Source organism: Blautia massiliensis (ex Durand et al. 2017) (assembly GCF_051861785.1).
In the GTDB taxonomy this organism is placed as follows: domain Bacteria; phylum Bacillota; class Clostridia; order Lachnospirales; family Lachnospiraceae; genus Blautia_A; species Blautia_A luti_A.
On record NZ_CP146725.1, the window covers coordinates 957187 to 970105 of the forward strand.

At 46.5% G+C, this 12919-nt stretch carries 10 protein-coding genes; all 10 read right to left on the reverse strand.

Annotated elements, in window-relative coordinates:
* Positions 1-9: 9 nt before the first annotated feature.
* The 10 genes from V9W66_RS04605 to V9W66_RS04650 all read right to left on the reverse strand — a co-directional run bounded on the left by V9W66_RS04605 (position 10) and on the right by V9W66_RS04650 (position 12905).
* Positions 10-1521 (reverse strand): sugar ABC transporter ATP-binding protein, encoded by a 1512-nt coding sequence (locus V9W66_RS04605; RefSeq protein ID WP_114002274.1) that lies wholly within the window; start codon positions 1519-1521, stop codon positions 10-12.
* 21 nt (positions 1522-1542) lie between these two features.
* Entirely contained in the window at positions 1543-2517 is a 975-nt protein-coding gene (locus V9W66_RS04610) for an ABC transporter permease (protein ID WP_144094070.1), read from the reverse strand.
* Between the two features lie 158 nt (positions 2518-2675).
* Positions 2676-3683, reverse strand: a complete 1008-nt coding sequence (locus V9W66_RS04615) for a substrate-binding domain-containing protein (RefSeq protein ID WP_144094069.1) — start codon at positions 3681-3683, stop codon at positions 2676-2678.
* Positions 3680-5467 (reverse strand): cache domain-containing sensor histidine kinase, encoded by a 1788-nt coding sequence (locus V9W66_RS04620; protein ID WP_439362833.1) that lies wholly within the window; start codon positions 5465-5467, stop codon positions 3680-3682. Before V9W66_RS04620 ends, V9W66_RS04615 begins: the two co-directional genes overlap by 4 nt.
* Positions 5464-7080: a response regulator gene (locus tag V9W66_RS04625; protein ID WP_144093163.1), complete on the reverse strand. Its 1617-nt coding sequence runs from the start codon at positions 7078-7080 to the stop codon at positions 5464-5466. Before V9W66_RS04625 ends, V9W66_RS04620 begins: the two co-directional genes overlap by 4 nt.
* A 248-nt stretch (positions 7081-7328) precedes the next feature.
* The gene (locus V9W66_RS04630) at positions 7329-8330 is read right to left on the reverse strand and encodes an aldo/keto reductase (RefSeq protein WP_015527305.1); all 1002 of its coding nucleotides are present in this window, start codon (positions 8328-8330) and stop codon (positions 7329-7331) included.
* Positions 8331-8376: 46 nt separating this feature from the next.
* The gene (pfkB, locus tag V9W66_RS04635) at positions 8377-9306 is read right to left on the reverse strand and encodes a 1-phosphofructokinase (protein WP_144093166.1); all 930 of its coding nucleotides are present in this window, start codon (positions 9304-9306) and stop codon (positions 8377-8379) included.
* A gap of 1 nt (position 9307) precedes the next feature.
* Positions 9308-10360 (reverse strand): galactitol-1-phosphate 5-dehydrogenase, encoded by a 1053-nt coding sequence (locus V9W66_RS04640; protein WP_144093168.1) that lies wholly within the window; start codon positions 10358-10360, stop codon positions 9308-9310.
* Positions 10361-10362: 2 nt separating this feature from the next.
* Positions 10363-11880, reverse strand: coding sequence for a xylulokinase (xylB, locus tag V9W66_RS04645; RefSeq protein WP_144093170.1), 1518 nt, complete (start codon positions 11878-11880; stop codon positions 10363-10365).
* Entirely contained in the window at positions 11880-12905 is a 1026-nt protein-coding gene (locus V9W66_RS04650) for a LacI family DNA-binding transcriptional regulator (RefSeq protein WP_144093172.1), read from the reverse strand. The genes xylB and V9W66_RS04650 overlap by 1 nt, the downstream gene beginning before the upstream one ends.
* Positions 12906-12919: the final 14 nt, after the last annotated feature.

Genomic DNA, 12919 nt, shown 5'->3' on the forward strand with positions numbered 1-12919 from the left:
CTTTCCTCCTTAATCGATATTCCGTGTGGCCTTGTCCATGATGTTTTCCTGGGTTGCCTCGGAGATATCAATACATCCGGTAACTTTACCCTCACACATGATGATGATACGGTCACTCATTCGGAGAACTTCCGTCATCTCAGAAGAAATCATGATAATGGATTTGCCTTCTGCTGCCAGTCTGTTCATTAATTTGTAGATTTCGTTCTTGGCACCAACATCGATACCTCTTGTCGGCTCATCGAAAATAAGGATATCGCTGTCTCGTGTCAGCCATTTTGCAATAACAACCTTCTGCTGGTTACCACCGGAAAGGTTAACTACCAGCTGGTCTGTAGTAGGTGTCTTAGTTGCAAGTTCGTTTACATATTTCTCAGCAACTTTTTTCTCTTTTGCTTTGTTGATAAAGATACCATTGGTAAACTCTTCCATTGTTGCCAGTGTTGTATTCTCTGTTACAGATTTCTGTACAACACAGCCGTATCTTCTTCTGTCCTCTGACAGATAACCGATACCATATTTAACAGCATCCTGCGGGCTGTTGATGGTCACCTCATGAAGCTGACCGTCTTTACCCATAACGGAGATCTTACCACTCTGCTTCGGATCTGCCCCGAACAGTGCTCTGGCTGTTTCGGTACGTCCTGCACCCATCAGTCCTGAGAAGCCAAGGATCTCGCCTTTTCTCAGCTCAAAGCTTACATCCTGGACCATCTTGCCTGCGTTCAGATGCTCAACCTTCAGAACTACCGGTGCATCTGCCGGAACTGCACTCTCCTGCTTCGGATCCTCATAAATAACACGACCAACCATCATGTTGATGATATCTTCTTTTGTACTGTCTTTTGTGATGAGAGTTCCTACGTAACCACCATCTCGCATGACTGTTACACGGTCTGTGATGGTTTTGATCTCATCCATACGGTGTGAAATATACACGATACCAAGATTTTTCTTACGAAGGTCACGGATGATCTCGAACAGATCCGCGATCTCTTTCTCGGTAAGTGCTGCGGAAGGCTCATCGAAGATGATGACCTCAGCTTTATGAGAGATTGCTTTTGCGATCTCACACATCTGCTGTTTTCCGACTGTCAGGTTTTTCATCTTTTCCTTCGGATTGATCTCAATGTTCAGATCCTGGAAAAGCTTCTTTGAATCCTCGATCATCTTTTTGTCATCAATGCGGAAACCTTTTTTCGGCTCACGTCCGATGAAGATGTTCTGAGCAACGGTAAGATCACCTACCATGTTCAGCTCCTGATGTACGATTACAACGCCGGCATCCTGTGCCTCACGTGTATTGTGGAATTCTGTTTCCTGTCCTTTGTAAACGATGGAACCTGAATCCTTCTGATAAATACCGGTAAGAACCTTCATCAGTGTTGATTTACCGGCACCGTTTTCTCCCATAAGTGCATGTACTTCGCCGCGTTTTACTTCGAAATTAACGTGATCCAGAGCATGAACTCCAGGAAAGGACTTATCAATGTCCTTCATAGTTAAAATAACTTCACCCATTGTCGCATCCTCCCTCTAAGATCAGTTCTTTCTGCGTCTTGCAGAAACGTCGATATAAACTGCAACGATAACGATGATACCTGTGATGATCATCTGCTGTCCTTTACCAAGGCCAAATGCCATGATACCCTGCTGAAGAAGAGAGATGATAAATACGCCGATTACAGTACCGCCGATGGAAGCAAGTCCACCAACCATGGATGTACCACCCATAACGCAGCCTGCAATAGCCTCATTGTTGTACTGATCGCCATAACCAGGCTGAACAGTTGTGTATGTAGCTACAAAGAAGAGTGCTGCAATACCTACCAGGAATCCGCAGATCATATAAGCAAGCATTTCCCATTTCTTTGTGTTGACACCGGAAAGACGGACAGCCTCTTTGTTAGATCCAAGGCAGAGGATGTAACGTCCTGGTTTTGTGTTGTAAAGAACGATACCGCAGATAACTGCCATTACCAGGAAAATAACAATTCCTACAGGGAAGCCGTTTACGGAAACGATATTACGGAACCAGCCGTTTGCATCGCTAGCTGCCGGCCAGCTTACGGACTGTGTTTTTGTGAATACAGAAGCAATACCTTTTGCAATGTTCATGGATGCCATGGAAATAATGAATGGTGGCACTGACATGTAAGAAACCATCCAGCCATTGAAAATACCAAAGCAGAGACCGATCAGAATGCAAAGGATCATGGCAGCTGCACCTGGAACCTTGTAAGATGTCATGCAGTAACCGGATACCAGTGCACAGCAGAACATTACAGGTCCGATGGAGAAATCAATTCCTCCTGTAGCGATTACGAATGTAACGCCAAGTGACAAAAAGCCCAGGAAGTACACATAGTTCAAAGTAGACTTGATACTGTCAACAGCCGGAAACTTGTTTCCAAGAACTACTTTAAAAACCAGGAACATAAGAATCAGAACACAGACAAGAAGTATTCTGTTCAATCCGAGCTTCTTAACGATTGGATTTTGTTTTAAGTTTTCCAATTTTTACCCCTCCTCACGTTTTGCACGTATCTTGTGTTTTCTTGGTTATTATAATACCGTCAAAAATCAATAATTGTAATAGAATATCTTTCAAAAAAAGGTTAAATATTTACTGTATGGTAAATATTTAACCCTTTTTTTTGTGCATTTATGACTATTTACGATATAAGATCACCATATGTTTTTAACGTATTAAACGGAAAAAGCAGTTTTTCGATCTCACTGGTATACATATTGTCAGGAGTCACCAGCTGGCACCCGGAATTAATATTCTTCTTATAGTCTTCTCCACGCAGCATCTTAACAGTTTCCCGAACACCCATATACCCCATTTTAAATGCCTTCTGTACAACGATTCCCTGGAAGATTCCGTGTTCCATCAGCTGGACGGCCTCCTGTGAGCTGTCTACTCCCACCACCCTGATCCGATTCTCTGCTTTTGCTGCCTTTACTGCTCTTGCAGCACCTACAGAGGAATATTCATTCATTCCCGCGATCATCTTGAGATCCGGATATTTTTTCATCAGCTCTTTTGTAAGCTCATAGGACTTGTCATACCGAGAATCACAGTATACCACATCTACGATATTATCCTTCAGACTGCCAAGTCCTGTCCGGAAACCTTTTTCTCTTTCAACTGCCGTAGATACACCCTTTACATGTGAAACAATCGCAATCTGATCATCCGTTCCCACAAGATCCTTCGCAAACCTGCCAAGGATCTGTCCCGCTTCCAGATTATCGGTCGCAACGGTAAGATCCTGGACCTCTTCCTGTGTGTAGGAATCAATAAATGCGATATGTATTCCCTGTTCCTTTGCCTTCTTCAAAAGCTGGTCGGATTCAGTGAAGCTGGACGGCGAGATCAGGATCGCGTCCGGTTTTTCTTCTGTTGCCCTTTCGATCAGCTTGTTCTGCCCATCCACATCATTCTCTTCCTCAGGTGCCCATACGCGGATATCTGCATTATATTCCTTTGCAGCCATCTCCGCCCCCTGGATCAGTGATGTCCAGAAATCGTTGGTACCGTCCACAACCTTCGGAATATAGATCAGCGATAGTTTTCTCTCTTCTTCTACCTGTTTATAATAGACTATTCCGGCTACAAGCCCTGCCACAAGGCAGATGACCACTCCAAAAGTCAGGAGTTTTCTGTGTTTTTTCATATTGATTCCTCCTGTATTCCCGGAATGGTGATCGTGGCAGTGGTTCCGACACCTTTTTCACTTTCATAGGTGATCCCGTAATTTTCTCCATAATAAAGCTTCAGACGTTTCTGTACATTGTAAACACCCACACCATTGGAATGATAATTCACCTTATGCTTATCATAAATATGTGACAATGTTTCCTCATCCATACCTACACCGTTGTCGATCACCTGAAGAACTGCATTTCCGTCCTTCATAAAGCCTTTTACCTGCAAAAGTCCCTTACTCTCTTTATATTTCAGTCCATGATAGATGGCATTTTCAATGATCGGCTGGAGAACCAGCTTGATCAGAGGGATATTTAATATAGAAGGTTCTACATCGATCTCGAATTCCAGCTTGTCCTTGTAACGCATCTTCTGGATCGTAAGATAACCCTTGGCATACTCCACTTCCCTTGCAAGAGGAACCACTTCATCTTCATTACTGATGCTCTGACGAAGAAGACGCGCCAGGGATGCTGTCATCAGAACAACCTCTTCGTACTTTCTGCCCTCTGCCATCCAGATGATCGAATCCAGGGTATTGTAGAGAAAATGAGGATTGATCTGGGACTGAAGGGCCTTAAGCTCACTTTTTCTCTTTGCTTCCTGTTCCTTCACGTTCTGCTCCATAAGATCCTGTATCCTATGTGTCATCACATTGAAAGATTTCGTCAGGCTTCCGATCTCATTCTCTGAATCGATCTCCACATCTGCTCCGTCAAAATGCCCTTCCTGTACTCTGGACATGGAATCTCTGAGACGCTGAAGAGGATATGTAAGACTCTTTGCCAGAAATCTGGAAAAAAGCAGTGCCACGATCATCAGAAGTGCGGAAATAAGCACATAAATACTCTGTGCCTGATTGCTTTTGTGCAGAAGCTCGCCGACGCTCATACAGCCCACAACGGTCCATCCGGTTTTATTTGATCTGGAAATGGAATACAGCTTTCCTCTGTTTCCCTTTTCGGTACGCACCGTATCTTCTTTTGATTTCACGATCAGGTCGATATTCTCAGTCTGCAATTCATTGTAAAGCTGCTGCTGTTGGGGATGGTATACAATATTTCCGCTTTCATCCAGAATGAATGCGTATCCCTTTTTCCCGATCGTATTCTGATCACAAAGTTCACTGATGGCACTGTAATTCAGATCAATAAAAAAGACTCCCTCATTCTCACCACTGTTGGAAAAATTACGGATTCCCCTGCTTAAAGTGATCACCCACGGACGCTCTCCGCTGATGATATGCTGTACATGAGAAGATGTAAGAAGCGGGCCTTCCGGCTTCTGTAAAGCTTCCAGATACCACTCCTGGGTGGAAAGCTTCAGATCCGGATTCACAGACTGTTTGCCGTCGTTGATCAGCTTCCGTCCATTACTTCCAATGATCCCAAGATTTCGAATATCACTTCGGCCGTCCAGAATAGTCTTGAACTGATTGATCAGACGCTCTCTTGTTCCATCGTCCACATTTTCACCAAAAAGATATTGCTGTACATCCTCGTTACTGGAGATCATATAGGCTATATTTTCCATGTAATCAATATAGGAATCAATATTCTGATTCATCTGCTGCACGATATTCTGGGTGTAGACAGCAGAATTTTCAAAAATAGAATTGCGGGTATATCTCATGGAAACACCTGTTATGACCAGCACCGCACTTAAAAGCAGCACCGTCACTACCGCAAAGATCGCACTCTGGATACTCTTAAATTTTCCTATGATCTTTGCCGCAAACCGGATATCTCTCATTTACGTTTCTCCCTTGCATATTCTGTTGGTGTGCAGCCGGTCATTTTTTTGAAGGAGATCCCAAAATAATGGGGATCTGCAAATCCGACTTTCTCGGCAATTTCATAATTCTTCATAGTTGTATTCTCCAGAAGTTCCTTCGCCTTCTCCATGCGGGTACGGATCAGAACCTCTGTAAAAGTCTCTCCCGTAAGATCCTTAAAGATCGTACTGAAATAGCTTGTACTGATATTCAGATAGGAACAGATACTGTTCAGGCTTAAATCCGGATCCATATAATTCTTCTGGATATAATCCAGGGCAAGTCTGGCCTGACGCTGTCCGCTGGAGCTGTTTGCATCGGAAAGTGTCTGGAAAATCTCTCCGATATGATTCCTGACCAGTTCAACAGCACTGTCAAAAGAATTCTGCTCCGTAACCTGCTGCAGAAGTGCTTCTCTTTTGGAAAAAAGCCTGTTGTCCGGAACCATATCCTCACAGGTCTCATCTGCTGCACGGATGATCTGCTGAAGATACACGCAGGCACGACTCTTATCCACCCGCGCTTCCTTGATCTCAGAAGAGATCTGTTCCAGAATATGCCCAGCATCTTCCTTTTTACCCGCTTTCAGAGCAGCTGCCAGCTTCTCTACATAAGCTTTAATGGAAAGATTTTTTTCCTCCGGCTGTTCTTTCATATCAATAAGAAGGCTTCCTCCAAGAAGATAACGATATTCAATAGCTTTCTCTGCAAGTTCATGGGATGCACGAAGCTCCTGCTGAGTTCTGGCCCAGCTTCCCACACCGATAGAAATATCCAGCGACATCAGTTCCTTCAGCTTATCCTGGATCGTCCTGCAGATCTCCATGATCTTGTGTTCAAACTCTCTGGTACGGTTTCCCATGAAAAGAGCACCGACCTTGTTATTTCCGGCCTGATATGCCACTCCTGCTTTTTCTTTGCTGATGATCTCATCACTGATATTAAAAAGGACAAAAGACATCAGTGCACTCTCCTGGCGTTTCTCCGCAGTAAGCTGACTGCCGTCCGAATACAGATCCAGATCAAAAACGGCCACACGATAGCATGCTGCCTCAAGATCGATTCCCAGTGCAGCAAGCTCTTCCAGACTTTCCTGCCGTGTCTTGATATTATCCACAAAGCCCTGCAGCGCTCTGGAACGGATCACAATGGCGTTTTTCTGATAATTCTCGGAAGTCTGTGTCAGACGTTCCAGCTTCTCTTTTTCTTTTCTTTGCTGGTCCACCTTCTCCTTCATTTTTCCGATAACATTTCTGAGTTCCATGGCTGTCACCGGCTTCAGCATATATTCACTGACACCATACTGGATCGCCTTCTTGGCATACTCGAATTCTCCGAATCCGCTGAAGATCACGATCACGATATCCGGATAATTATCATGGAGAAAACGGCTCAGTTCCATACCATCCATATATGGCATAAGGATATCTGTAAGCACGATATCCACCGGATGGTTCTGTACAAATTCCGCTGCTGCTTTCCCGTTATCACAGTCTCCTACCAGCTCACAGTCCATTGCTTTCCAGTCAATATTCTCCCGGATCGCATCTCGAACAAGTATCTCATCATCTACCAGTAAAATACGATACATAATTTCTGTTGTCCCCCTCTGATCAGTTTCTGTTGTTTTTATTGCACATCCCCCTGACAGATCCTTCCCCCCGTCTCTGTCATTTTCATTGGTAAGATTACTGTCCTTTCTGTGAACAATAACTGTTAATTCTTTTTATATGTTAACATGTTTGGTTAAAATTTACAACGGAGTTTCTTAGTCCAAATTAAATACAAAGAAATCCCGCATCCAACATATGGAACACGGGATTTTCCTGCATATTTTTATTATTTTACGATAACGCCATCCTCGTCCCAGAGGTCATGCCAGTCCCTGGCACCATGCCACAGAAATACCTGTCCTTTTACAAGACGGTTGCCTTTTTCCAGAGTTGCGATGGTTGCCATTTCTTTCTCTGTAAGGGGATCCTCTGTGACACATTTCAGGTTGCTTGCATAGTTGTGCACAGAGAACGGAATGGAGATCTCGCCTCTCTGATGTGCCCATTTCAGAGCGATCAGAGCCGGATGAACACCATGTGCCTTTGCGATCGCCTGCATCTCCGGAACCTCCAGATCCGCAACATCCTCCGGGCAGATATCTCTCTCCGGTCTGCGTGGAGAACCGATTGGCATATAGCCTACCGGCTGAATGTTATGCTCTACCAGATAATCATAAAGCTCCTGCTGCTGGAAGCATACATGAAGCTCAAGCTCACAGGTTGCAGGTTTGATCTTCATAAGCGGAAGAACTGCCTCAAGCTTCGGAATGGTCATATTGGAAATACCGATGTAACGGATCTTTCCTTTTTCTACCAACGCCTCACACTGGCGGTATGTATCCATAAACTCCTCCACACTGAAGGGTTTGGAATCCGGATTTCTGGAATCCACATCACATCCCGGTGCATGATAGTTCGGGAATGGCCAGTGGATGAAATACATATCCACATAATCGCACTGAAGATCCTTAATGCTCTTATCACAGGCTTCCTCTACTCTTCTGTGCATGTCGTTCCATACCTTTGTCATGATAAAAAGATCCTTACGTTCTACAACACCTTCGTCAAAAGCGTCCTTAAATACCTGGCCGATCTCATGCTCGTTTCCGTAGCATGCGGCACAGTCAAACATACGGTAGCCACTGCGGATCGCGCCTGCAACAGCTGCGGATACATCTTCTGCGGATACACGGTCGGAACCGAATGTTCCCATTCCGACACACGGAACCTGCTCGCCGGAAGGAAGTGTCACTTTCGGCACAATTGCCGGATTGATAACTTCTGCCATCTTTACATCTCCTTTTTTATAAAATTTTTTTTATTATAAGCTTATCTTATAAACGCCTGATCTCGATCTTCGGAAGAAGAGCCTCCATATCCTCCATCACAAAGAATCCCGTTTCCTCACGCATGGCTGCCGCCGCTGAGATCGCACTGGCTCTTTGCAGAGTCTCTTCCAGGGAAAGTCCCTCACTTAATCCAAGGGCAAAGCCTGCGATCATGGAATCTCCACAGCCTACGGTATTTACCGCATCAATCTTCGGAACCACCGCACGGAAAATCCCTTCCTCTCCGACTGCCAGGGAACCATCTGCTCCAAGCGAGACCACCACGATCTCCACACCACCGGCATGGATGGCTTTCGCTGCTTCAATGATATCGTTGATATCGTCACAATGCTTGCCTGTCAGCATACGGATCTCATCAATATTAGGCTTGATCAGTGTCGGTGCTGCCTTGATCCCCTCTTCCAGAAGCTTGCCGCTGGTATCCAGGATCACCGGTTTTCCGGCGTCTTTCACAATCTTCACGAGGCGCGGGTAGGCACTTCCGTCAAGTCCCTTCGGCACGCTGCCGGACATTGCCACAACAGAAGCGTCTTTTACAAGCTGGCGGAATTTTTTCTCAAAGCCCTCAAAATCTGCCTCTGTCAGTGTAAATCCCGGCTCCAGGAATTCGGTCTGTACATGATTCACCTCATCCCAGATGTTGATACAGGAGCGGCTCTCTGCCTCCACATGGTAAAAAGCACTCTTAATGCCAAAGGGTTTCAGGGCAGCTTCTATATAATTGCCTGCGTGGCCGCCTGCAAAGCCGGTGGCAACCACTTCAGCACCGTAAATGGACGCCGGCTTGGAAACATTCAGTCCCTTTCCGCCGGGAACGTAGGTACATTCACGCACACGGTTCACTTCGCCCACTTTAAAATCATCCACTACATAACGCTTGTCAATGGCAGCGTTTAAGGTTACTGTCATGATCATATCAGTCTTCCTCATTGGAAAGAAGGATCTTTCCTTTTACAAGACCCGGTGTCTTGAACAGCTGGAAGGCCTCCTGTGCCTGGCTCATCGGGATTTTCTTATAGATGAAGCCCGGGTCAAACTTCAGCTGGCCGGTTGCAAAATAATGCGCCGTCAGCTCCCACTCACGTCCCGGATACGGGGCACTGTAGGACATCCAGGAACCGGTAAGCTTGAACTCCTTACGGTTCATGTTCTCCCACTCCTTCGGTGTAAAGGTAAGGTTTTCATGAGGAGTACCGATGAAGCATACATGTGCCTTGTTTGCCGCAAGCTCAAATGCCATATGCATGGTAGAAACCTGTCCGGCTGTCTCAAATACGAAGCCGTAGCCCTTTCCACCTGTAATGGCCATGGCTTTTTCCATATATCCCTCTTCCTTTGTGTTGATGATCTCATCTGCGCCGAGACGCTTTGCAAGAGCAAGTCTCTCATCGCTGATATCAAAGACCACTACCTTCTTGGAGCCGAAGATCTTTGTCCACTGCATGGTGAACATACCAACCGTACCGCCGCCAAGGATCGCCACATACTCACCGCCGTGGTAATCGTTCTGGAATACACCGTGGATAGCTACGGTTGCAGGCTCAAACATGGCTCCCTGCTCATATGGAACATTGTCTGCGAATGGTACTGCATTCTGCTCAGGAACCACTACATAATCTGCGTTTGCTCCCTGCTCTCTGGAACCGATGAAGCTGTAATGCTTGCAGAGAGAGAAATTACCCTTCTGACAGTCGTCACATTTCATACAGGGAAGAAGCGGTGCACCGGATACACGGTCGCCGACCTTCACCTTGGTAACGCCTTCTCCCACTTCCACCACATCGCCGGAAAATTCATGTCCAAGCACGATGGGATAAAAATGTACGCCGTGATTTAATACACGCGGGATATCAGATCCGCAGATCCCGGAATATCTTACCTTGATCTTCACATGGCCCGATGTTACCTGCGGTTCTTCCACTTCCTGATATTGAACATCCTCATTTGCTACTACTACTGCTGCTTTCATGATCACTTTTCCTCCTCATTTCTCATCATAGGTTCAAGAGATTTATAGAGATTTAAATAGGTTTTATAGGTTTTCTCATAAACGTCCCGGTTTTCCGGGTTCGGTTCATGTCTTCTTGTTTCCTTTACCGTAAGACGGATGGCCTCATCATAATCCTGATACATTCCAACACCAACACCTGCCAGAATCGCTGCACCAAGTGTTGTTGCCGTATCAGAGGACGGCACTACGATGGGTTTTCCTGTGATATCGGATTTGATCTGTGTCCAGAGAAGAGAATTTGCAGAGCCTCCCATTGCACGGAGAACTTCCACATCTGCTCCTGCTTCCTTTGCCACCTCAAGGTTGTGTTTCAGAGAAAGTGCTACGCCTTCCATACAGGCACGTACCATATGTCCCTTGGTCTTGGCAAAATCCAGTCCGTAGAATACGCCCTTCGCATTAGGATTCCAGATCGGGGAACGCTCACCGGACATATATGGAAGAAATACCACTCCGTCACTGCCTGGTGCGACCCTTTCCGCGATCTCATTGAGCTGATTCAGAGAAGAGCCTTTTTCCCCTGCTACAGAGCGCTCATAATCTGCAAACTCACGTTCAAACCAGCGCATGACACCACCACCTCCGGTGGTTCCTCCCTGAAGGAGCCACTGTCCCGGAACCACGTGATAGCCAAGGATCAGTCTGGGATCTGCCTTGTACTCATCCATGCAGATGCTCATTCCGCCGGCCTGTCCGCCCTGCTCCTGTGTCTCACCCGGATGGATCACTCCGGCTCCCAGTGTTCCGCATGCCGCATCCAGACCACCGGCAACAACCGGTGTTCCCACAGCAAGGCCGGATTCCTCCGCCGCCTTCTCTGTAACTGTTCCCACAACATGATCACAGGCACAGATCTCAGGAAGAAATTCCTTGGGAATCCCAAGCTTTCTGCACATATCCTCATCCCAGGCTGCCTTTCTCATGTCAAAGCAATGCAGGCCATAGCCCTGGGAAACATCCTGGCTCATCACACCCGTCAGCTTATATGCAATGTAGCTGTTAGACTGCAGGATCTTGTAGATCCTTTGGTACACCTCCGGGAGATTTTCTTTATACCAGAGGATCTTTGCAGTTGTGTAGGACGGCTGAAGGGAATTACCGGATACTTCAAAAATCTGCTCTGCCCCGATCTCTTCATTCAATCTGTCACAGATAGACTGTGCTCTGGTATCCATCCAGATCGGAGTGTTTGTCAGTACATTTCCGTCCTTATCCATGGCAATGGCTGACCAGCTCTGGCCGTCAATACCGATGCCTGCGATCTCCTCAGGTGCTATCCCCGCTTTTTGGATGGCCTTCTTTACCGCCTGACAGACAGCACTCCACCATTCTTCCGGATTCTGTTCTGCCCAGCCCTCCTTCGGATAGTAAACCGGATAATCGCCGTTGGCCGCAGCCACAACCGTTCCCGATTTTTCAAAAACCGCAACCTTACAGGCACTGGTGCCGATATCAATACCTAATAAATATGGTTTCATTATAGATTCTCCTTCTCGTCCAGCACACGGACGGATTTTCCCATGATGATCTCTGCGCCAAGCTTCTCCGTGATCGGTTCTGTTTCTTCACTTGCAGTCCCTTCCAGCCGTTTCAGCATGATCCCCGCCACTTCTCCGGCAATCCCCTGTGTAGGCTGTGCCACAATGGTAAGCTTGGGATTGCATGCTCTGGCAAACTGCAGATTGTCAAAACCGATCATAGACAGCTGTTCCGGGATCTTAAGCCCCAGCTCATTCATCCCGATCACCGTCCCCATGGTCATCTCATAGTTGGTAACAAACACAGCCGTCATATCCGGATTGTCCGCAACAAGCTTCTCAATTCCCTGCACACCGCCCTGAATGGTATAATCGCCGTGATAGATCAGAGATTCCCGTACCGGTATATTTTCTTTTTCGTATGCATTGCGGTACCCCTGGAGACGTTCCTGAGCTGTGGAAATTTCCTCCGGTCCGCCAATGATCCCGATCTTACGGTGTCCTGCCTGAAAAAAAACTCTCATTGCATCCTCAGCCGCCTTCTCGTTGTCTACAAGAACACTGTCACAGGAAAGCTCCCGGATCCTGCGGTCAATGAGTACGATGGGCTTTCCGGTTTTCTGGAATTTTTTCAGATGATTACCTTCCGCATCCACCGGCATGCTGATGATCCCGTCCACACGCTTCCGGCTTAAAAACTCCACTGCATCCCGCTCCAGTCTCTTATCGGTACGGCAGTCACAGACAATAGTCGCATATCCGTGACTCCTTAAGACATCTTCCATCCCTGTGATGATCTCCGCGCAAAAGGTATTGTTAAGCTCCGGGATCACCACGCCGATGGTCTTGGTAGCATTAGTCTTAAGCCCTCTGGCCACCTCATTGACCTCATAATGCAGCTCCTGAATGGCCTCCTCGATCTTTATTCTGTTTTTTTCTCTTACGTTTCCGCCGTTAAAATAAGAAGAAATCGTTGCGAGCCCAAGTCCGGTCCGCCTGGCAATATCTTTCATGGTTGCTGCCATACTGATCACTCCGT